At 57.5% G+C, this 18046-nt stretch carries 29 protein-coding genes; 24 read left to right on the top strand and 5 right to left on the bottom strand.

The window, feature by feature from the left end:
• Position 1: 1 nt before the first annotated feature.
• From E3E51_RS09500 to E3E51_RS09400, 21 genes are all read left to right on the top strand, one after another.
• Positions 2–349, top strand: a complete 348-nt coding sequence (locus tag E3E51_RS09500; protein WP_167912855.1) for a hydrogenase — start codon at positions 2–4, stop codon at positions 347–349.
• 13 nt (positions 350–362) lie between these two features.
• Positions 363–887, top strand: a complete 525-nt coding sequence (locus tag E3E51_RS09495) for an NADH-quinone oxidoreductase subunit B family protein (protein ID WP_167912854.1) — start codon at positions 363–365, stop codon at positions 885–887.
• Positions 884–1408, top strand: a complete 525-nt coding sequence (locus E3E51_RS09490) for an NADH-quinone oxidoreductase subunit C (RefSeq protein WP_167912853.1) — start codon at positions 884–886, stop codon at positions 1406–1408. The genes E3E51_RS09495 and E3E51_RS09490 overlap by 4 nt, the downstream gene beginning before the upstream one ends.
• The gene (locus E3E51_RS09485) at positions 1405–2700 is read left to right on the top strand and encodes a nickel-dependent hydrogenase large subunit (protein WP_167912852.1); all 1296 of its coding nucleotides are present in this window, start codon (positions 1405–1407) and stop codon (positions 2698–2700) included. Before E3E51_RS09490 ends, E3E51_RS09485 begins: the two co-directional genes overlap by 4 nt.
• Positions 2697–3686 (top strand): respiratory chain complex I subunit 1 family protein, encoded by a 990-nt coding sequence (locus E3E51_RS09480; RefSeq protein WP_167912851.1) that lies wholly within the window; start codon positions 2697–2699, stop codon positions 3684–3686. The genes E3E51_RS09485 and E3E51_RS09480 overlap by 4 nt, the downstream gene beginning before the upstream one ends.
• Positions 3683–4108, top strand: coding sequence for a 4Fe-4S binding protein (locus tag E3E51_RS09475; protein ID WP_167912850.1), 426 nt, complete (start codon positions 3683–3685; stop codon positions 4106–4108). Before E3E51_RS09480 ends, E3E51_RS09475 begins: the two co-directional genes overlap by 4 nt.
• A 250-nt stretch (positions 4109–4358) precedes the next feature.
• Complete coding sequence (locus tag E3E51_RS09470) at positions 4359–4862, top strand: Na+/H+ antiporter subunit E (RefSeq protein WP_167912849.1); 504 nt, start codon at positions 4359–4361, stop codon at positions 4860–4862.
• Positions 4859–5158: a cation:proton antiporter gene (locus tag E3E51_RS09465; protein WP_167912848.1), complete on the top strand. Its 300-nt coding sequence runs from the start codon at positions 4859–4861 to the stop codon at positions 5156–5158. The genes E3E51_RS09470 and E3E51_RS09465 overlap by 4 nt, the downstream gene beginning before the upstream one ends.
• Positions 5155–5508, top strand: coding sequence for a monovalent cation/H(+) antiporter subunit G (mnhG, locus tag E3E51_RS09460; protein ID WP_167912847.1), 354 nt, complete (start codon positions 5155–5157; stop codon positions 5506–5508). Before E3E51_RS09465 ends, mnhG begins: the two co-directional genes overlap by 4 nt.
• Complete coding sequence (locus E3E51_RS09455) at positions 5505–5768, top strand: hydrogenase subunit MbhD domain-containing protein (RefSeq protein ID WP_088181248.1); 264 nt, start codon at positions 5505–5507, stop codon at positions 5766–5768. The genes mnhG and E3E51_RS09455 overlap by 4 nt, the downstream gene beginning before the upstream one ends.
• A complete protein-coding gene (gene mbhE, locus E3E51_RS09450; RefSeq protein WP_058939012.1) occupies positions 5765–6037 on the top strand; it encodes a hydrogen gas-evolving membrane-bound hydrogenase subunit E in 273 nt (90 codons plus the stop codon). The genes E3E51_RS09455 and mbhE overlap by 4 nt, the downstream gene beginning before the upstream one ends.
• The gene (locus tag E3E51_RS09445; RefSeq protein ID WP_167912846.1) at positions 6034–6501 is read left to right on the top strand and encodes an MnhB domain-containing protein; all 468 of its coding nucleotides are present in this window, start codon (positions 6034–6036) and stop codon (positions 6499–6501) included. The genes mbhE and E3E51_RS09445 overlap by 4 nt, the downstream gene beginning before the upstream one ends.
• Positions 6494–6859 (top strand): sodium:proton antiporter, encoded by a 366-nt coding sequence (locus E3E51_RS09440; RefSeq protein WP_167912845.1) that lies wholly within the window; start codon positions 6494–6496, stop codon positions 6857–6859. Before E3E51_RS09445 ends, E3E51_RS09440 begins: the two co-directional genes overlap by 8 nt.
• Positions 6856–8409, top strand: coding sequence for a proton-conducting transporter membrane subunit (locus E3E51_RS09435; protein WP_167912844.1), 1554 nt, complete (start codon positions 6856–6858; stop codon positions 8407–8409). The genes E3E51_RS09440 and E3E51_RS09435 overlap by 4 nt, the downstream gene beginning before the upstream one ends.
• Positions 8406–8759, top strand: a complete 354-nt coding sequence (locus E3E51_RS09430; protein ID WP_167912843.1) for a hydrogenase — start codon at positions 8406–8408, stop codon at positions 8757–8759. The genes E3E51_RS09435 and E3E51_RS09430 overlap by 4 nt, the downstream gene beginning before the upstream one ends.
• On the top strand, positions 8760–9206 hold the full coding sequence (locus tag E3E51_RS09425) for an NADH-quinone oxidoreductase subunit B family protein (protein WP_148883092.1): 447 nt from the start codon (positions 8760–8762) through the stop codon (positions 9204–9206).
• Complete coding sequence (locus E3E51_RS09420; protein ID WP_167912842.1) at positions 9203–9757, top strand: NADH-quinone oxidoreductase subunit C; 555 nt, start codon at positions 9203–9205, stop codon at positions 9755–9757. The genes E3E51_RS09425 and E3E51_RS09420 overlap by 4 nt, the downstream gene beginning before the upstream one ends.
• Positions 9757–10995, top strand: coding sequence for a nickel-dependent hydrogenase large subunit (locus tag E3E51_RS09415; protein WP_167912841.1), 1239 nt, complete (start codon positions 9757–9759; stop codon positions 10993–10995). Before E3E51_RS09420 ends, E3E51_RS09415 begins: the two co-directional genes overlap by 1 nt.
• Entirely contained in the window at positions 10992–11234 is a 243-nt protein-coding gene (locus E3E51_RS09410) for a hypothetical protein (RefSeq protein WP_167912840.1), read from the top strand. The genes E3E51_RS09415 and E3E51_RS09410 overlap by 4 nt, the downstream gene beginning before the upstream one ends.
• Positions 11231–12196 carry a complex I subunit 1 family protein gene (locus E3E51_RS09405; RefSeq protein ID WP_167912839.1) on the top strand — a complete coding sequence of 322 codons (966 nt, stop codon included), beginning with the start codon at positions 11231–11233 and terminating at the stop codon, positions 12194–12196. The genes E3E51_RS09410 and E3E51_RS09405 overlap by 4 nt, the downstream gene beginning before the upstream one ends.
• A 3-nt stretch (positions 12197–12199) precedes the next feature.
• On the top strand, positions 12200–12691 hold the full coding sequence (locus E3E51_RS09400; RefSeq protein ID WP_167912838.1) for a 4Fe-4S dicluster domain-containing protein: 492 nt from the start codon (positions 12200–12202) through the stop codon (positions 12689–12691).
• Positions 12692–12697: 6 nt separating this feature from the next.
• On the opposite strand, the gene E3E51_RS09395 is transcribed toward E3E51_RS09400, so the two are convergent.
• From E3E51_RS09395 to E3E51_RS09375, 5 genes are all read right to left on the bottom strand, one after another.
• Positions 12698–13210: a ferritin family protein gene (locus E3E51_RS09395; RefSeq protein ID WP_167912837.1), complete on the bottom strand. Its 513-nt coding sequence runs from the start codon at positions 13208–13210 to the stop codon at positions 12698–12700.
• Between the two features lie 199 nt (positions 13211–13409).
• Positions 13410–13901: a ferritin family protein gene (locus E3E51_RS09390; RefSeq protein ID WP_167912938.1), complete on the bottom strand. Its 492-nt coding sequence runs from the start codon at positions 13899–13901 to the stop codon at positions 13410–13412.
• A 47-nt stretch (positions 13902–13948) separates the two neighbouring features.
• On the bottom strand, positions 13949–14128 hold the full coding sequence (locus tag E3E51_RS09385) for an LPXTG cell wall anchor domain-containing protein (protein WP_167912836.1): 180 nt from the start codon (positions 14126–14128) through the stop codon (positions 13949–13951).
• Positions 14121–14831 (bottom strand): SagB/ThcOx family dehydrogenase, encoded by a 711-nt coding sequence (locus E3E51_RS09380; protein ID WP_167912835.1) that lies wholly within the window; start codon positions 14829–14831, stop codon positions 14121–14123. The genes E3E51_RS09385 and E3E51_RS09380 overlap by 8 nt, the downstream gene beginning before the upstream one ends.
• Before the next feature lie 33 nt (positions 14832–14864).
• Entirely contained in the window at positions 14865–15350 is a 486-nt protein-coding gene (locus E3E51_RS09375) for a THUMP domain-containing protein (protein ID WP_167912834.1), read from the bottom strand.
• A gap of 61 nt (positions 15351–15411) precedes the next feature.
• Here E3E51_RS09375 and E3E51_RS09370 point away from each other — a divergent pair, with 61 nt between their 5' ends.
• The 3 genes from E3E51_RS09370 to E3E51_RS09360 are packed head-to-tail and all read left to right on the top strand — an operon-like array spanning position 15412 to position 18045.
• The gene (locus E3E51_RS09370; protein WP_167912833.1) at positions 15412–16617 is read left to right on the top strand and encodes an AAA family ATPase; all 1206 of its coding nucleotides are present in this window, start codon (positions 15412–15414) and stop codon (positions 16615–16617) included.
• Between the two features lie 6 nt (positions 16618–16623).
• Complete coding sequence (locus E3E51_RS09365) at positions 16624–17154, top strand: metal-dependent hydrolase (protein WP_167912832.1); 531 nt, start codon at positions 16624–16626, stop codon at positions 17152–17154.
• Positions 17155–17199: 45 nt separating this feature from the next.
• Positions 17200–18045: a hypothetical protein gene (locus E3E51_RS09360; protein ID WP_167912831.1), complete on the top strand. Its 846-nt coding sequence runs from the start codon at positions 17200–17202 to the stop codon at positions 18043–18045.
• Position 18046 lies beyond the last annotated feature (1 nt).

The following is an 18046-nucleotide window of genomic DNA, read 5'->3' as shown; positions in this document are numbered from 1 at the left end:
AATGTTTGGCTACTGGGATGCACTCTATTTCGTTTACGTCTTCATCATAGGACTGCTCATCTCGTACGCCCTCTACAAGTGGGCCGAGCGCTCCAGCACGGGGACGAGGAGAACCGGCGATGGAACGAAGATATTCCTCAGCGGTGAGGACCAGGACGAGGTTATTCCGCAGTTCGAGCACTTCCAGGGCTACGTCACCGGAAGGCACGTCATGTGGGGCCTCATAAGGGGAATCCACAGGATGTTCCTCATCTTCCGCAGGGAGCACACCGGACTGCTGAGCGACTACATCAGCTACCTGCTCGTCACGACCGCGATAATCGTGGGAGCGCTGATAGTGTGGGGATGAGGAGGTGAGATGAATGGCGATTAAGGTTACAAGGGCAGAGACCAATGTCAGCTCAAACTCCTCGGAGCGCGAGAGGCTTGAGAGGGAGATATCAAAGCTCTGCAGATACATAGGAAGATCACCCTGGGTGTTCCACGTGAACAGCGGCAGCTGCAACGGCTGCGACATCGAGATAATAGCCGCACTGACGCCGAGGTACGACGCCGAGCGCTTCGGCGTGAAGCTCGTTGGAACACCGAGGCACGCGGACATCCTGCTCGTAACCGGGCCGGTGACCGACCAGAGCCTTGAGAGGGTCAAGCTGGTCTACGAGCAGACTCCGGACCCCAAGGTTGTCATAGCCGTGGGGGCCTGCCCCACCGGAGGGAGCGTGTTCTTCGAGAGCCCGTTCACCAACGCGCCGCTGGACAAGCACATGCCGGTGGACGTCTTTGTTCCCGGCTGTCCGCCGAGGCCCGAGGCGATACTCTACGGAGTCGTGCTCGGTCTGCAGAAGCTGATAGAGAGAATTGAAGGTAAGGAGGGGAGCAAAGAATGAACGTTGACGAGTTCGTTAAAGTCTTTGGCGAGAGGTTCCCCGAGGCCGAGATAAGGGTGAGCGAGAACAAGATGCCCCACCCGAAGAGGCGCGTCTGGGTCGAGATAGACAGGGAGAAGTTCCACGACGCCATGAAGTTCATCAGGGAACTCGACCCGAAGGCCCAGTTCTCCATCATAATAGGAATAGACGCCGGCGACAGACTGCTCGCCAAGTACCACATGGAGATGTTCTGGGAGGAGGGGGAGAGCCTGTCGCTCATCATAGGCACTAGCGCTCCCAAGGACGACCCAAAACTGCCCACGGTCACGGACGTCTTCCCGAGCGCGCTGCCCTACGAGAGGGAGAACCAAGAGTTCCTCGGGCTGTTCTTCGAGGGAATCCCCGACCCGAGAAGACTCTTCCTGCCCGACGACTTCCCGGAGGGAATCTACCCGCTGAGGCTCGACGAAACCGGAATCAAGCCCGAGATGGTGAAGAACGCAGGCCACCCGTACAAGATAGGGGGTGCAAAGAAATGAACGGGAGACTTGAGTACTGGGTCAAGGTTCCAGTGGGACCCATTCACCCGGCCTTGGAGGAGCCTGAGAAGTTCATCATCACGCTCGACGGAGAGAGGATAATCAACGTCGACGTCAAGCTCGGCTACAACCTCAGGGGACTCGAATGGATAGCAATGAGAAGGAACTACATCCAGATACTATACCTAGCGGAGAGAATATGCGGAATCTGCTCCTTCTCCCACAACCACACGTATTCCAGAGCCGTTGAGGAGATGGCAGGCATAGAGGTGCCCGAGAGGGCCGAGTACATCCGCGTGATAGTCGGCGAGCTGGAGAGAATCCACTCCCACCTGCTCAACCTAGGTGTGGTTGGCCATGCGATAGGCTACGACACGATTCTGCACCTCAGCTGGCTCGCCCGCGAGCGCGTCATGGACATCCTAGAGGCCATCGGGGGCAACAGGGTCAACTACTCCATCAACACCATCGGCGGTGTGAGGAGGGACCTGGAGGAGAAGCACGTACGGGCGATACTCGACATGATAGAGTACTACCGCAACGAGGTCATGCCGAAGATTGAGGAGATATTCCTCTACGACCCGACGGTGGAGGCAAGGCTGAGGGATGCCGGGGTTATCCCCAAGAGGATAGCCATCGAGTACAGCGCGCAGGGACCGACCGCCAGGGGGAGCGGCGTGAAGAGGGACGTCCGCTACAACGAGAAGCTGAGCGTCTACCCCGACCTCGGCGTGAAGCCGATAACGCCCAAGGAGTTCACGGGCGTTGTCAAGGGGGACGTTTTTGACAGGATGGTTGTCCGCGTTGGGGAACTCTGGCAGAGCATGGACCTAATAGAGAGGGCCATAGACCAGATGCCGGAGGGCAAGATAAAGGCCGTTCCAAAGGACAACACCCTCCTGTTCCAGCTCAAGAAAGCCGAGGGGGAGGGAATAGGCAGGTACGAGGCTCCGCGCGGTGAGCTTGTCCACTACGTCATGGCCCAGAAGGGCAAGGACATTCCGGCGAAGTGGAAGATGCGCGAACCCACCTTCCCGAACCTGTTCGCGATAGCCAGGGCGCTGGTCGGCGAGCAGGTGGCGGACGTTCCGGTTGCAATAGCCTCGATAGACCCGTGCCTGAGCTGTACCGACAGGGTCGCGGTGGTGGATGCTAACACAGGGAGAAAGAAGGTCCTCACCGAGAGAGACCTCCTGAGGCTCTCGATAGAGAAAACCAGGGAGCTGAACCCGAACGTTAAGGCGAAACCCGAAGTTGTCGGAGTAGGCTGCCCGAGGGGTGGTGTCCTATGAACGTCATCTATGCAACGCTCGGATTCCTGGGAGTTTACGCTTACGTATCCTTAGCCTCACTGCTCTGGGGAGGGATAGACAGGAAACTGGTTGCGAGGATGCAGCGCAGGATGGGTCCTCCGCTGCTCCAGCCGTTCTACGACTTCCTGAAGCTGGTGGGCAAGGAGTCCATAATCCCGAGGGACGCCAACAGGTTCTTCGAGCTGGCCCCGGTGCTGGCCCTCGCCACCTCCATCGCCCTGCTCGCCTACACCCCGCTCGGGTTTGAACCCATCTTCGGAACCAAGGGCGACGTGATACTCTTTATATACCTGCTGACCCTAATCGGCTTCCTCAGGGTCGTCGGTGCCGTTAGCTCCGGCTCCCCCTACGCCCAGATAGGCGCCCAGAGGGAGATGATAGTCCTCGTCTCCAGGGAAGGGCCGATGATGCTGGCTCTCTTCACCATACTCTGGCGCCTCAGCGATCTCGGCGTTACAAAGCCGTTCAGCATGGGCACCTTCTACGAGCACAACGTCTGGGAGCTTGGAACCCCCCTGAGCATCATAGGAACTTTCATACTGCTCTTTGTCTTCATGGCCTGGCTAGCCAGCGAGATCGAGGTCGGTTACTTCGACATCCCAGAGGCCGAGACCGAGCTCGCCGAGGGAACGATGGCGGAGTACAGCGGAAGGCACCTGGCCCTCTTCGAGCTTGCCAACGCGATAAAGGCCTTCGTGAGCGCAAGCCTCGTCGTGGCCATATTCTTCCCCTGGGGCATCTCGGGCTACCTCGGACTCAGCGGAATTACCGCGATAGTCGTTGACCTGCTCTTCCACACCCTCAAGGTCTTCGCCGTTCTCTTCGTGAGCATGAGCGTCTTCAGAGCGGTAACCGGAAGGCTCAGAATAAACCAGGCTGTGGGCCTGTTCTGGACGAGGATGCTTCCGGCGGCAATAGTGGGGGCACTGCTGCTGGCGATAGACACCCTGGGGGTGATAGCATGAAGGTTCCGCCAACGCTATCGACGGTGCTGGGCAACCTGTTCAAGAAGCCGGCAACCAACCCGTTTCCTGCGAGCGAGCCGGTTCCAACCCCTGAGGGCTTCAGGGGCAAGCTCGTCTACTACCCTGACAAGTGCGTTGGCTGCAGGCTCTGCGTCATGGTCTGCCCGGCAGGGGTCATAGAGTACGTCCCGGAGGTCAGGAAGGTCACCTTCTGGCTCGGAAGGTGCGTCTTCTGCCAGCAGTGCGTGGACGTCTGCCCTGTGAAGGCCCTGGAGATGAGCGACGAGTTCCTGCTGGCGACGGACGATAAGTACGACGACAATCTCCGCTGGTTCAAGGAGGATGAGATAGCGGAGCTCAAAAAGAAGCTGGAGGAGCAGAAAAAGGCAAAGGAAGCGGCTAAGAAAGAAGGTTCCAAATAGTCACATTCCTTTTCTTACGTTTTCCTCTGTGGTTTCTAATGCTCTTTTCTGAACATTCGTATCCAAGAACATACTACGAAGAGCCGTTTTTTGTACTTATGTAAAGCATTGTGCTGTTTCTATTTGTCAAATTTCAGGTTGTCAACCATTTGTTTTAGAAATCCATTTATAAAGATTTAGCCAATGCTCAATTGAGATTTCGGGAAAATACGCCCGATAAGGGTTTAAAACCTAAAGTTGAGGTGGGAAAATGGGGTTTGCCGCACCGTTCCTGTGGTCCCTTATCGTCTATCTGCTCCTCACAGCGGGCTCCGGCAAAGTCATTGCTTGGAGTCCGGGGGAGCTGGTTGCAGGGATTGTAATAGCGGCCATCATAGGCTACGCCACAAAGGACGTCATGGACGAAAAGGTGAGCTACTTCTTCAACCCAAAGAGGTGGCTTCTCTTCATAGTCTACGCAATAGGGCCGTTCTTCTTCGCCATGGCAAAAGCGAACCTGGACGTTGCATACAGGGTCATAACCGGCAAGATAAGACCCGGAATAGTCAAGATATCCCCCGACCTGACCCGGGATGAGAGCAGGACTCTTCTGGCCAACTCGATAACCTTGACGCCTGGAACATTCACCCTGGAGATAGACGAGGAGGGCAACTTCTACGTTCACTGGATAAACGTGCCGCCCGGAAAGGAGAAGCCCACGCCGGAGGAGCTGTGTGGGTACCTTCCAAAATGGGCAAGGAGGATTGCGGAATGACGATAGACGGGATGTTCATGTGGGCAATGATACTGCTGCTGTTTTCGGCAACTCTGACGCTCATAAGGCTCCTGGCCGGGCCGACGATACCTGACAGGGCCGTCGCCCTGGATTCCATGACGACAACCACCGCCGGAGCGATGGTCGCATACGGCGTCATAACCAGGCAGGCGGTTTTCATTGATGTCGCTCTCGTCTACGCGGTTCTGAGCTACATCGCGACCCTCTACATAGCCCGCTATCTGGTCAAGAAGAGGGTCGGGGTTATCTACACTGAAGAGGGGGAGGACTCATGATAGAGTGGCTCATCGGAATCTTCCTGGCAATAGGGGTCATCTTCAACCTGCTGGCCAGCATAGGCCTCCTCCGCTTCCCCGATGTCTACACAAGGATACACGCGGCAACCAAATGCACGACCTTCGGTACGATATTCATAGTCCTCGCCACGGTTACCTACGCGATATACAGCTACTTCTGGGTTGAGAAGGACCCCTCGTGGATAACCATAGGGATACACTCGGCGCTGGTGGTCATATTCCTCGTCCTCACGAACCCTGTTGGAGCGCACGCCCTCGGCAGGGCCGCCAGGAAGTCGGGAATACTGCCCTACGGGGCGGTTATAGACGAGCTGGAGGGTCGCCTATGAACTTCGAGGAACTCTTCTGGGCGCTTCAAGTTATGGCGGGGCTGGGGCTTCTGATAGCGGCGATAGCCGCCGTGAGGTTCAAGAACCTGGTCTCGGCCGTCATCGCGATGGCAGTGTTCAGCCTGATACTCTCGCTGGAGTTCTACATACTGCAGGCACCGGACGTCGCGATAGCGGAGGCTGGAGTTGGGGCGTGCCTTACAACCGCGATGTACCTGCTGGCGATCAAGAAAACCACCGACGAGGAGGTGATAGAATGAGGAGAGCCCTCGGCCTCTTCGCGTTCATAGGCTTCACTCTGTTCCTTCTGGTGGCAGCGGCGAGCCTCAGGCCCTTCGGTGAGCCGGTTCACACCGAGATGGACTCCTACTTCATCGGGCACGCGCAGGAGGAGGCATCGTCAAACAACGTCGTCACCAGCATAGTCTTCGACTACAGGGGTTTCGATACCCTCGGAGAGGCCACTGTACTGTTCACCGCGGTTGCGGGCGTGCTGATGGCCCTCAGAAGGAGGGAGGTGAAAGCATGACGACCCTCATCATCAAGACGACCACCAGGTACCTGACGGCGCTCATACTGACGTTCGGAGCCTACATCATCCTCCACGGTCACCTTACGCCGGGAGGCGGCTTCCAAGGAGGAGCTGTTTTCGCCAGCGGCCTGGCACTCCTCATAGTCGCGTGCGAGGACAGGGTGATAAGGGAGCGGTTCAAGAAGGTGCCCCTGAGCGCCTTTGAGAGCATCGGCGCCCTCGGATTCCTGGGAGTGGCAACCCTCGGCTTCATGGGATACACCTTCTTCAGGAACGTCATAGCCAACAGCGGGTTCCCGCTCTTCGGAGACCCGACCCCTCTAGGGATAAACCCCGGCTACCTGAACACGGGCGGAACGCTGCCGTATATGAACATATTCGTTGGAACGAAGGTTTTTGCCGGATTGACCAGCATAATCCTGGTGTTCTACCTCCTCCTGGGGGTGAGGAAGGATGAATAACGTGATTCTAGTCAACCTCCCGTTCATAGTCGTGGCGCTCCTGCTGGCGGTGGGGTTCTACACGATAGGCTTCAAGCGGAACCTCATCAAGGTCGTCATAGGCATTGAAATCCTTGAGGGAGCCGTCAACCTGTTCCTAATCGCCCTAGGCTACGTCAAAGGCGCCTACGCCCCGATATACACGATGGCACCGAAGGAGGCCGTCAACAACATGGTTCTGCCGACGCCCCAGGCGCTCACGCTGACGAGCATCGTCATAGGCGTCGCCGTCTCGGCCCTGATGCTGGCCTTCGCCGTCAACATCTACGAACACTACGGAACCCTTGACGTTACAAAGATCAGGAGGCTGAAAGGATGATCGAGCACCTGCCCGCACTCATGATAGCCGTACCCCTCTTCGGGGCGTTCGTGGCTCCCCTGCTCAAGAAAAAGGGCAGTGCTCCAGCAGTCTGGGCAATGATAATCACCGGCGTGACGCTGGGGATGGCGCTCCTCCTCGTCAGGGAGGTGCTCGCCCAGGGGATGATGGTGTACGTCTTCGGAGCGGACAGCCCGCACCTCGTTCTGCCCTCAGGGTACAGGGTTCCGATAAGGATAATATTCGAGGTCGACGCAATAGGGGCCTTCATGGCGCTCTCCGCAACGCTCATGAGCTTCATCGGGGCGATGTACTCATACAGCCACGTGAGGAACGAAACGGGCCTTGAGAAGTACTACGCGCTGCTCCTCCTCCTAGAGGTCGGAATCCTCGGCATGGTTCTGACTGGAGACCTGTTCAACCTCTTCGTGTTCCTGGAGATAGCCGGAATAGCCGGTTCGGCCCTGGTTGGCTTCAGAAACTATCGCGGTGAGGCAAGCGAGGCAGGAATCAAGTACCTCATAGTCAGCGCGGTCGCTTCGCTGATGGTGCTGTTCTCAATCGGCCTGCTCTACGGCCAGTACGGGAACCTCAACATAGCCTACCTGAGCACCCAGATAGGGTTCAACACCGTTGACATAATCGCCCTCGGAATACTCTTCACGTCCTTCGCGATGAAGTGCGGTTCGGTACCGACCCACCACTGGGTTCCAGACGCGTACACGGAGGTTCCCTCGGGAATCAACCCCACGCTCCTAGTGGCGACCTACGCGAGCCTCTACGCCCTCTTCAGGGTGAGCTTCAGCCTCTTCGGCAAGGTTAGCTCGGGAATGAGCAGCGTCGGCTGGATAATGTGCGTCCTTGGAGTGCTCACCATGTTCATCGGCGTTACGATGGCCCTCGTCCAGAAGGACGTCAAGAGGCTCATGAGCTACCACGCGATTTCGCAGACCGGCTACATGCTCCTCGGCGTTGGCGTTGGCTTAGCCGTTCTCAACGATCCGGCAAAACTAGCCGCCTTCGGAAGGGACGCGATGGCCGGAGGTATATTCCACATAATCAACCACATCATCTACAAGAGCCTCCTCCTCATGACCGCCGGAGCGCTCTTCTACGTCACCGGAACGAGAAACCTCAACGAGATGGGCGGCTTGGCGAGGAAGATGCCCTACACCACGATAGCCTTCATAGTAGGTGCCGCGGCAATATCCGGAATACCGCCCTTCAACGGCTTCGCGAGCAAATTCCTCATCTACGAGACGTCCTACCAGCTGAGCCCGATATTCGCGATATTCGCAATGGTCACGAGCGTACTGACGCTGGCTTCGTTCGTCAAGGTCTTTGCCTCAGCCTTCCTCGGACCGCCGGTCAAGAAGTACGAGGAGGTAACGGAGGTTCCAAGGAGCATGGTAGTGGCGATGCTCATCCTGGCGGCGCTGTGTCTGCTGTTCGGTCTGTTCCCGAACGTTGTGCTGGACAAGCTTGTCTACCCGGCGGTTGACGCGCTGCTGAAGCTGGGCAGCTACCAGACGTGGGGTGGTATACTATGACCTGGATTGAGAGTCTTACACTGAACTCCCCGTCGGGATTCTGGAACCCGATAGTCTGGCTGGTGTTCCTGGTGATCTTCGCCATCATCGGTTACCTCATCTATTCGCGCGGAAACAGGAGCTACAAGCCGAACACCGACCAGGTGAAGCCCTTCCTGAGCGGCAACAAGGTTGAGGACGTGGAGGAAATCCGCGTAAGGGCCGGCGACATATACTGGGGCTTCATCGAGGCGCTGAAGGGCTACTACGACGTGCTCATGAGAATGCACACCGGAGACGTCAGGGACTACATCCTCTGGTACCTCGGACTCGGTGCCATAATCCTGTTCATCCTCGTGGGGGGTGTGTGAATGGGGAAGCTGACCAACTTTAAACGCTCCCTCTGGGTTTTCCATGCCTCCGGGGGGAGCTGTAACGCCTGCGATATCGAGATTATAGCCGCGCTGACGCCGCGCTACGACGTGGAGCGCTTTGGAATCAAACTCGTCGGAAGTCCAAGGCACGCGGATGTCCTCCTCGTAACCGGGGCCATCCCGAGGGACTTCGCCGACAAGCTGAGGCGCATATACGAGCAGATGCCCGACCCGAAGGCCGTCGTGGTCATCGGAAACTGCGGAACCAGCGGGGGAGTGTTCTACGACTCCTACAACATAGCCGGCCCGATAGACGAGATAATCCCAGTGGACGTCTACGTTCCCGGCTGCCCCCCGAGGCCCGAGGCGATAATAGACGGCGTTGTGAAGGCCTGGCTCAAGATAGAGAAGCTGGAAAAGGAGCTGGAGGGGAAGAAAGAATGAGGGAACCAATGAGCGCGGAAGAGGTCCTCAAGAGACTCCAGGAGGCGCTCGGGGAGGCCCTGCTCTCCCACGAGGTCAGGGAGTACACGATGGGAGTCAGGAGGAAGAGAACGTACCAGGAACTCTGGATAGAGATAGACCCGAAGGCCTTCAGGAGAGCCGTCGAAGTCATGTTCGAGCTTGACTACCCGCACCTGCACTTCATAACCGGAGAGGACGATGGGGGCGACTTCCTGAGGATGGTCTACTCCTTCGGCCTGTTCTGGGCCGTTCCCTGGGGGGAGCTCAGCGTCACCATGCGCTTCAACCTTCCGAAGGATAACCTAGTCCTGCCGACGATAACCGACATGATGCCCGGGGCGGAGACCAACGAGCGTGAGATTAGGGAGATGCTCGGCGTTGAATTCGAGGGCCTGAAGAACAAGCGGCACCTATTCCTGCCCGACGACTGGCCGGAGGGCAAGTACCCCTGGAGGAAGGACGAGTACGGCGTGGAGGACATGGTGAAGCATACCCACAAGAGCGTGAACGAGATAAGGAGGGGTGAGTGATGGCGAAAACCCAGTACTACGTCCCTGTCGGCCCGATCCACCCGGCGCTGAAGGAGCCGATAAGGGTCGAGGCCAAGGTCGAGGGAGAGAGGATAGTCGATGTGGACGTCAAGAGGGGCTTCGCCCACAGGGGAATAGAGTACATGGGCATGAAGAGGAACGCCATACAGACCCTCTACCTCTCGGAGAGGATATGCGGAATCTGCTCGATATCGCACCCCTACGCCTTCGTCATAGGAAGCGAAAAGGCCCTGGGAATAGAGGCCCCGCCGAGGGCCCAGTACATAAGGACGATAATAGCCGAGCTGGAGAGGATTCACAGCCACATACTCTGGCTCGGTGTCGTGGCGCACGAGATGGGCTTTGACTCCCTCCTGTTCTGGACGTGGAAGGGCAGGGAGAAGGTTCTCGACATCCTGGAGCTACTGACAGGTAACAGGATAAACTACTCCGTGTTCATGATAGGCGGCGTCAGGAGGGACATAACGGAAAGCCAGGCGAAGGCCGTAAGGGACATGATAAACTACTACCGGATATTCACGGAGGAGATGAAGGACGTCTTCCTGGCGGACCCCGTCTACAAGGCCAGGACGCGGGGAGTGGCACAGCTTTCCAGGGATATGGCGAAGAAGCTCAACGTATGCGGGCCGGTTGCCAGGGCGGCAGGACTAAGAATGGATGTCAGGCAGGACACGCCGTACGACGCCTACGCGGACATTGACGTAAGGGCAATAGTGCCGCAGGACATAGTGGGCGAGGCCAGGGGCGATGCCTACGACATCACCCTCGTCAGGATATACGAGATAGAGCAGAGCCTCGACATAATCGAGTTCTGCCTGGATAACATGCCAGAAGGCAAGATAATGGCCATTCCAAACTACGTGGCGCTTCTGGCCAAGATAAGGAGGAGCGAAGGGGAGGGAATCGGCATGCACGAGGCACCGCGCGGTGAGGTCATCCACTACTTCAAGTACGGCAACAAGCGCGACGGGCCGGTCGTCTGGAAGGTGATAGCACCGAGCTACAACAATATCAACACGTGGGGACCGCTCCTCCTCGGAGCCGAGGTGGCGGACATACCGATAGTCGTCGCCTACATAGACCCGTGCATGTGCTGCAACGACAGGGTCGCGGTGGTAAGGGACGAGAACGGCAGGCTAATCGACCCTGCAACGCTGCACCTGAAGGCGGTTGAAAAAACAAGGAAGCTTAGGGAAGAGCTGGGGGTGAGAGAATGAACTGCAGCATCGTCCATGAGGGGTGCATGGGAACAGCGGCCACTCCAAAGGCTCGCATCTATCTCGCGTCCGGAGGACGCACTTTAAGGGCGAGCAAATGGACAATGGACACTATTGAGGCACCCGCCAGCGGAAAAGCCAGTTTTGGAGTTAGTAACGTTCCGCCATCCGTCAAGGACGTTCGAACGATAGTGAGAACGGCGCTTGCACAAACAAGGGCTGAGGGGGTGAGAGAATGACCCCCGAAACACTGCTGTACGCCTTTACGTTCCCCGTACTGGGAGTTTTCCTCGGACTGGTCTACAAGGGTATAGACAGGCGCGTCTCGGCCAGGCTGACCTCCAGGATAGGACCGCCAATAAGGCAGCCCTTCTGGGACGTTGGCAAGCTGCTCCTGAAGGAGACCGTCGTTCCCGAGAACGCGGTGGCGTGGATATTCAACGCCATGCCCATAGTCTCATTCGCGGCCTCAATGACCCTGCTCCTGTACATACCCTTCGGAGTGCTCAAAGCTCCGCTCGAAGGCTACGGAGACCTCGTCGTCATCCTGTACCTGCTGACCCTTCAGTCGCTGGCAATGGCCATAGGCGGCTTTGCATCGGGAAGCCCGTTCTCCTCGGTGGGTGCGCAGAGGGAAATGGTGCTCATGATGAGCTACGAGATGCCGCTGGCGACCGTCATAGTTGGCTTCGCCGTGCTCTACAAGAGCTTCTCACTGACGACCATAGCGAGCACACCGGTGTGGGGCGTCGCGGGCCCGCTCGCGGCCATGGGCGTGGTGCTACTCTTCGTGGCCTTACTCGTCGTTACGCCGGCCGAGCTGGCGAAACTGCCTTTCGACATAGCCGAGGCCGAGACGGAGATATGTGAGGGTATGCTCGCCGAGTACAGCGGGAGGAATCTTGCACTGTTCTACCTCTCGGACGCGGTCAGGGGCTTCGCCATGGCAGCGCTGGAGGTGGTGCTGTTCTTCCCGTTCGCGCTGACGAGCATGCTCAACCTGAACCTAACTGGAACGCCCTACTACGTCGTCGAGGCCCTGTGGTTCCTCTTCAAGGTCATGGTCATCTACCTGCTGGCGATAACGCTGGTCAGGACATCGTTCGCAAGGTTCAGGATAGAGCAGGCCTCCAGAGTGTTCTGGGTCTACGTCAACATAATCGCCCTCGTCGGGCTCGCGCTGGTATGGCTGGGGGTGTGACGCATGGTAAACAAGATGATGTTCGTCCTCCTCAAGCAGCTCGTCAAGAAGCCCGCCACCAACCCCTTCCCGGTTAAGCATGCTCCCGCTAACGTCACGGCGCTCATAGAGAAAGTGCAGAAGGGTGAAGCTCAGATAAACCCGCCCGTCCCGGTTCCCGAAGGGTTCAGGGGTAAGCTCGTCTACGACCCGGAGAGGTGCATAGGCTGCCGGCTCTGCATAATGGTCTGTCCTGCGGATGCCATGGAGTGGATACCTGAGCTGAAGAAGATAAGGCACTACGTTTCACGCTGTATGTTCTGCGCCCTCTGCGTTGATGTCTGCCCGGGCAAGAAGTTCCCGGGAGAGGAGAAGGCCGTCAAGGCGCTGAGAATGAGCGAGGAGTTCCTGATAGCTGACTACGACAAGTACAGCGACAACCTGATAGAGGAGCCGCCGGAGGCCAAGGAGCTATTCAAAAAAGAAGTGAAGGAGGCAGCGGAGTCAGAAGGCTAGCGTGAGCTAAGCCTCCACTCCCTCTTTTTTTACACCTGCTCTGTAGTCGTAATCCCGTATAAGGGACCCAACGGCCCTCTCATGGAGCCTCTCCGTGGAACCGAGGTAAGAAAAGACCGCCCTCAGGGTTTCGTCGTCGGCCTTCTCGGCTAGAATTGAGTAAACCCTCTCTGCAACCTCCTCCAGCTCAAGGGCACACTTAAGAACGGCAAAAACGTCGTTCTCACTCTCAAGCTCCCTTATCTCGGAGAGCTCCTCCAAAGACGGCCCATTGACGGCGGGAATCTCATCCCCGAACTTTCTCGTGTAGAGGGTCCTCAGCTTCTTCTCGTGTCTTCTCGCTTCTTGGCCGAGGAGTTTGAACATATCCCCCACGGCCCCCTCAACATCCATACCCCTGGCCCTCTCGGCCAGCCTCTCGTAGAGCAGGGCCTTGTCACCCTCCAGGGATATCCAGTGGGCGAGAAGCTCCCCCAGGGGAAGTTCCTCAAGGAAAGACAAGCCTTCGAGATCAACCATCCCACTCACCCAATAAAACTTACACCGGAGGCTTTATACGGCATTTGGCACAACCGTCTATAAAAGGAGTTTAGGGGAAAAGGACAGTTAATAAAGGATTTACCAAAAGGGGAGGTGTTTTTGAATCGGATTTCGGGATTTCAGGCCTTTTTCTTTACATTTCATTAGCGAGGGGTTAACCCGCTGGAACCCTCGCCCCTCACGGCGGGGAGGAGGTCAGCAACTCACTGTACCTCTCCAGGAGCATCTCGTAGTGGCCCCGCTCAACGTCGGCCAGTTTGGAGTAGAACTCCCTCAGCCGTTCGTCATCCACACTCTCCGCGAGCAGCTTGTAGGACTCGTGGGCTATCAGCTCGCTCTCCATCGCCGCCTTCAAAACCTCCTCCAGCTGGTCTGCCCTCTCGAATTCATTGAGAACCGGAAGAACCTCAAGCGGGGGAAGGTCGCTCCTCGGAACGTCCCCGTAGGTCTCCCCGAGCTGGGCCTCAAGCTCGGCGGCGTGGTTCAGCGAATCCTCGGCCAGCTTCTCGAAGGTTTTCACCAGTTCCTCTCCGAGACCCAGGTTGCGGGCACGCCTCGCGAGCTCGCGATAAAATTCCGCCTCCTTCTTCTCACCCTCTATCCAGTACGCAAGGGCGTCCCTGTAGCTCAGCCTTGAGAGGGCCTCAACGACCTCGTGAACGTCGTACATTCCCATCCCCTGCACGGATAGCCCACAGGGTCTAATAAGCTTTAGGTTCATCTAACGAGCCATATTGAGAGGAACATGATGATGTACGCTATCACGCTGATGACGATGTGGGCCTTTATCCACGTCTCCCTGCGCTTTGATAGGAATATCAGTGCCCCGCTCAGCATGGCGAGGCCCATGAGGGCAAAGCTCAGGTAGCCAAGGGTGTAGTGGTCAAAGCTAACCATTTGGAACACCCACAGGGAAGATGTAAAGGGGAGCACCATCGGTGCCCAGTATCTCCGCAACACCCTCATCGTAGAAGGCCCCAACCGCGACGGTTCCCAGGCTTAGAGCGGTTGCCTGAAGGTAGAGGTTCTGGCCTATGTGGCCAGCCTCCATGTGGACGTACCTGACGCCCCGTTCACCATAGTAGGAGGTCGTTCTCCCATAGAAGGCCACGAGGACTATGCTGAGGGGTGCATCCCCAACCCACCGCTGATCGAGGGCGGCATCCTGGAGGGCTTTTCTGTAGTCGCCGGCCTTCACCAACACGAGGGTGTGGTTGAAGGGGTCGTAGCGATACACTCCCGGGGCAAGGCCCTCAACGTTCCCCGCCACCACGTAGACCTCGAAGGGATACGTCGCCCCCGCGCTGGGCGATGCCCGAAACTTGGTTCGCTGGGCAGTTATCCCCTGTGCCGCCCAGAGGAGCTGGGAGAGCTGGCCAAGGGTTACGGGCTCGTCCCTGTAGGAGCGTATGCTCCTCCGCCTCGCTATCGCTTCCTCGACGCTAACCTCTGAGTCCAGCCTGGGCTCCGGCAGGGCTATGACCTCCCCCGAAAGGGTCTCGCCCACTCCCCTCCAGAGGATGTAGGGCTTGAGGACGAGAAGGAGGGACGAGGCTACCACCAGGGCCACGACGATGTACGAGACGTGCCTGAAGTTCATGTTTATGAATTGGACGTCATACTATTTTAGGCTTCACTCGACTACCTCAAAGCGAAGCAGTTCACCCCTTCCCACCAGCCCGATTCCGGCCTTTTTCCCCAGCACCTCGACGGCGACGGTGTAGTCCGGGTCGCTGAGGTTGACTTTTAGGCCGAAGGCTTCCACTATAAGCGAACCGAGGCCTATTTCAAGCTCCCTCTGGGACATCCTCTTGTTCCCCCTGACCTTGGCGCGCACCGCAAAGGTGCCGTCTATTCTTTTCGCCACTTCAAGGACGGCCTTTTCTATCTCTTCCCTCCTGGCGGGAACGATGAGGTCGAGGGGGACAACGCGCTGTATCGCCTGGGTCTCGAAGTTCTTCAGCCTTCCTATGGCTTCCTTCTTCGACAGGGGCGTTTCGGCGAGGAGAACGCCCCTCCAGTCTGTACCCCTGACCCTGACCTTCCCCAGCGCCCACTCCAGTTCGAGTATGGCGTCGCCCTCACGTCCAGCCGGAGCCGTAACGAGAAGAATCGTCATCTCCGCTCACCAATGGACAGGTTTTTATATTTCGCGTTCCTAAACTATGCGGTGAGTTAAAATGGAAGCCGGTGGCCTTAAGCTTTATCCATATCAGTCATACGAAGTTTACGGTCTTTCTCGAAATCCCTTTGAACAGCTCGCAAGCGAGGGAATAACCGACGTCGAGAGCATTCACGTCTATCAAGAGATAGACATGCGCCTCCAGATGATAATCTCCGAGGTCATTGGGAACAAAAGCTCGATAGCCATGAGCATCGTCGGCCCCCTCGGAATGGGCAAGACTCAGAGGCTCAAGACCATAGCCAAGGCCGTAGAGGAAAACCGCGGGAAGGCTATATACGTCAAGGTCGACACGAACGACATCCTCAAGCTCACGCGCGACATCTTCTACGCCCTCAAGCCGCCGAAGAGCAGGACGAACATCTTCCTGGAGAACCTCTCCAAAAAGCTCGGATTCATAGACAGGCTTGAAAAGATGCTGAGCGACAGGGACGAGTACAAAAGCAGAGACATAGCCGAACTTTTAACCGAGCAGATGGGGAGATACCCCTACTGCGCCCTTCTCCTGGACGAGCTTGAGAACATGGGGAGCGCGAGCGAGAGGGAGAAGATACAGTTCTTCGAGATGCTCAGGCACTTCATCAGCAACATGCCCCAGGGCTGTATCGTTGCCTTCGCCTGCGTCCCCGAGGCCTACGAGGAGTACTCCAAGATTTTCCCTGCCTTCTTCATGCGCCTCCACTACGAGTTCAAGCTCAGACCAATGAGCATAGACGAGGCCTACGAGCTGGTGAAGAAGAGGCTCAACAGGGTGAGGATACGGGACACAGATGATCCAATCTACCCCTTCACCGAGGGAGCGGTAAAGCTAATCCACGAGCTTGGGAAGGGCAACCCCAGGCAGATTCTTCGCCTGCTCCACTACGTTCTGAGCGAAGCCGTGAAGCACAAGTTCGATCCGATAGACGACTACGTTGTCACGGCAATCCTTGAGGAGCCCAAGAGCCTTGAGGAGTACCTCACGAGGATTCCAAAGGAGTACAAGGACCTCGTTGAGGCCATAGTTCACGAGTTCAACGGTGGGCCGGTGAGCTACATTCAGATAGCCAAGGTCGTCAAGAGGCCCGGAATACAGGTCTACGACCAGCTCAACGAGCTCATAAGGCTCGGCTTCCTGGTCGGAGACCCCAAAGGCAACTACAAGGTTCCAGAGTACGTGAAAAAGTTCCTGGAGGAAGAACAGGCCGAGAAAGAGGAAGAGTGATGCCCCATGCCCAACTACGACGTTCACGTGCTCAGCGGGATAGCCAGCTATCCTGTCATCGTCGCCGCGGCGGGATTCGCGGCCGCCCACGGCGCTCCCCTCGCCCTCACAACGATGGCTCTGGTGCTGGGCTACGCTTTCTACGTCCTGGGGAGCGACCTGCCGGACATGGACCATCCAAACGCCCTGATCCACCGCGGGACGAAGCCAATAGTCAGCGTGGTGGTCGGGGGGGCGGTCTACGTCAACGCCGCGGGGTCGATAAACGTCGGGGGGCCCTGGCTCAACACAACCGTTGAATGGGGCATAGCGGTTCTCGCCGCCGTGATAGCATGGTTCGCCTTCACGTGGATGATGCCAAAGCACAGGGGAATAGTTCACTCCTTCCTCTTCGCGGCCGTCTACGGGGGCCTGGCGTTCGTTCTGGTGGAGTACGGCCTCAACATGACGACGGGGGAGGGACTCTACGTCGGCTTCGCGGCCTTCTGCGGCTATGCCCTTCACCTTCTCCTCGACGGGGAGCTATCACTGCTGTAGAGAAACTCTTTTATTTTCCAACTTCGTATTTGCCCCGGTGGTTGCATGGAAGGCGGCGGGGCCCTGTTTATCGTCTTCATATTCATCATGCTGGGCATCATACTGATGGACATGGAGAGGGAAGCGAAGGCGAGGAAAAAGTGCACGGAACTGGCCTCCTCGATGAGGATCGACGGGAGAACCCTCGTACTCCCCGAGAAAACCAGGCTCCTGAGGGGAACCCTGCGGATAAGGGGCGAATGGATTGGGGCAAAGCACAGACACTACTCCGTGCAGAGGGAACTCAGAACCTCAGGGGAGTTCACCTCGGACAGGATAGAACTGGAGCCGGAGGGGTTCTTCGTCTTCATAGGTGAAAACGACGATGCCTGGGTTGAGCTTCCGGTTTACGTTATCGCGGAGGGGAGGTTCAGGGACGCCCTGATATCCCCCGTGCTGCCCACGTACAGAATCGAGGCAAGGGAGAACTCCCTGGGAACGTCCTACAACGACGAGTACGCCCACCTGCGGCTGGAGACAGGGAGGGGAATGATCTCGGGGAGGCTCTACACCAGCGTCGCGAAGTGCAGGGGAGCCAGGGTGGAGCTGATCCACCCCGAATCGAAGGGGAAGGAGAAGCTCGTGGAGGTTCAGGGGAGCGGGGAAAAAGATTTTGAGAGAAGGTTCTGGGAAAAGCCCCTGATACTAGTGATGGACAGGAACGTCAGCGATCCGCGGAAGCTCCGGGAGGCCTTCGGAGCGCGGAGGGTTCTGGAGGGACACGGAAAATACGAGGTTCTGCTCACGATGGACATCCCCCTAAAGCAGGACGAACACGCGGGGACGGAACTCCTGATCGAACCCGCGGAAGGGTTCCCCGAGGACAGTCCGGAAATTAACGTCGTGGTATGAA

Origin of the sequence: Thermococcus sp. 21S7 (genome assembly GCF_012027615.1) — an archaeon.
Classification (GTDB): Archaea; Methanobacteriota_B; Thermococci; order Thermococcales; family Thermococcaceae; genus Thermococcus.
The sequence above is the reverse complement of the archived record's forward strand: the minus strand, read 5'-3'. Positions and strand labels throughout refer to the sequence as shown.

What these genes read in the sequence shown, in the direction of transcription:
- E3E51_RS09500 (WP_167912855.1), top strand. Translation starts at nt 2, where the DNA reads ATGTTTGGCTACTGGGATGCACTCTATTTCGTTTACGTCTTCATCATA.
- E3E51_RS09495 (WP_167912854.1), top strand. Translation starts at nt 363, where the DNA reads ATGGCGATTAAGGTTACAAGGGCAGAGACCAATGTCAGCTCAAACTCC.
- E3E51_RS09490 (WP_167912853.1), top strand. Translation starts at nt 884, where the DNA reads ATGAACGTTGACGAGTTCGTTAAAGTCTTTGGCGAGAGGTTCCCCGAG.
- E3E51_RS09485 (WP_167912852.1), top strand. Translation starts at nt 1,405, where the DNA reads ATGAACGGGAGACTTGAGTACTGGGTCAAGGTTCCAGTGGGACCCATT.
- E3E51_RS09480 (WP_167912851.1), top strand. Translation starts at nt 2,697, where the DNA reads ATGAACGTCATCTATGCAACGCTCGGATTCCTGGGAGTTTACGCTTAC.
- E3E51_RS09475 (WP_167912850.1), top strand. Translation starts at nt 3,683, where the DNA reads ATGAAGGTTCCGCCAACGCTATCGACGGTGCTGGGCAACCTGTTCAAG.
- E3E51_RS09470 (WP_167912849.1), top strand. Translation starts at nt 4,359, where the DNA reads ATGGGGTTTGCCGCACCGTTCCTGTGGTCCCTTATCGTCTATCTGCTC.
- E3E51_RS09465 (WP_167912848.1), top strand. Translation starts at nt 4,859, where the DNA reads ATGACGATAGACGGGATGTTCATGTGGGCAATGATACTGCTGCTGTTT.
- mnhG (WP_167912847.1), top strand. Translation starts at nt 5,155, where the DNA reads ATGATAGAGTGGCTCATCGGAATCTTCCTGGCAATAGGGGTCATCTTC.
- E3E51_RS09455 (WP_088181248.1), top strand. Translation starts at nt 5,505, where the DNA reads ATGAACTTCGAGGAACTCTTCTGGGCGCTTCAAGTTATGGCGGGGCTG.
- mbhE (WP_058939012.1), top strand. Translation starts at nt 5,765, where the DNA reads ATGAGGAGAGCCCTCGGCCTCTTCGCGTTCATAGGCTTCACTCTGTTC.
- E3E51_RS09445 (WP_167912846.1), top strand. Translation starts at nt 6,034, where the DNA reads ATGACGACCCTCATCATCAAGACGACCACCAGGTACCTGACGGCGCTC.
- E3E51_RS09440 (WP_167912845.1), top strand. Translation starts at nt 6,494, where the DNA reads ATGAATAACGTGATTCTAGTCAACCTCCCGTTCATAGTCGTGGCGCTC.
- E3E51_RS09435 (WP_167912844.1), top strand. Translation starts at nt 6,856, where the DNA reads ATGATCGAGCACCTGCCCGCACTCATGATAGCCGTACCCCTCTTCGGG.
- E3E51_RS09430 (WP_167912843.1), top strand. Translation starts at nt 8,406, where the DNA reads ATGACCTGGATTGAGAGTCTTACACTGAACTCCCCGTCGGGATTCTGG.
- E3E51_RS09425 (WP_148883092.1), top strand. Translation starts at nt 8,760, where the DNA reads ATGGGGAAGCTGACCAACTTTAAACGCTCCCTCTGGGTTTTCCATGCC.
- E3E51_RS09420 (WP_167912842.1), top strand. Translation starts at nt 9,203, where the DNA reads ATGAGGGAACCAATGAGCGCGGAAGAGGTCCTCAAGAGACTCCAGGAG.
- E3E51_RS09415 (WP_167912841.1), top strand. Translation starts at nt 9,757, where the DNA reads ATGGCGAAAACCCAGTACTACGTCCCTGTCGGCCCGATCCACCCGGCG.
- E3E51_RS09410 (WP_167912840.1), top strand. Translation starts at nt 10,992, where the DNA reads ATGAACTGCAGCATCGTCCATGAGGGGTGCATGGGAACAGCGGCCACT.
- E3E51_RS09405 (WP_167912839.1), top strand. Translation starts at nt 11,231, where the DNA reads ATGACCCCCGAAACACTGCTGTACGCCTTTACGTTCCCCGTACTGGGA.
- E3E51_RS09400 (WP_167912838.1), top strand. Translation starts at nt 12,200, where the DNA reads ATGGTAAACAAGATGATGTTCGTCCTCCTCAAGCAGCTCGTCAAGAAG.
- E3E51_RS09395 (WP_167912837.1), bottom strand. Translation starts at nt 13,210, where the DNA reads ATGGTTGATCTCGAAGGCTTGTCTTTCCTTGAGGAACTTCCCCTGGGG.
- E3E51_RS09390 (WP_167912938.1), bottom strand. Translation starts at nt 13,901, where the DNA reads ATGTACGACGTTCACGAGGTCGTTGAGGCCCTCTCAAGGCTGAGCTAC.
- E3E51_RS09385 (WP_167912836.1), bottom strand. Translation starts at nt 14,128, where the DNA reads ATGGTTAGCTTTGACCACTACACCCTTGGCTACCTGAGCTTTGCCCTC.
- E3E51_RS09380 (WP_167912835.1), bottom strand. Translation starts at nt 14,831, where the DNA reads ATGAACTTCAGGCACGTCTCGTACATCGTCGTGGCCCTGGTGGTAGCC.
- E3E51_RS09375 (WP_167912834.1), bottom strand. Translation starts at nt 15,350, where the DNA reads ATGACGATTCTTCTCGTTACGGCTCCGGCTGGACGTGAGGGCGACGCC.
- E3E51_RS09370 (WP_167912833.1), top strand. Translation starts at nt 15,412, where the DNA reads ATGGAAGCCGGTGGCCTTAAGCTTTATCCATATCAGTCATACGAAGTT.
- E3E51_RS09365 (WP_167912832.1), top strand. Translation starts at nt 16,624, where the DNA reads ATGCCCAACTACGACGTTCACGTGCTCAGCGGGATAGCCAGCTATCCT.
- E3E51_RS09360 (WP_167912831.1), top strand. Translation starts at nt 17,200, where the DNA reads ATGGAAGGCGGCGGGGCCCTGTTTATCGTCTTCATATTCATCATGCTG.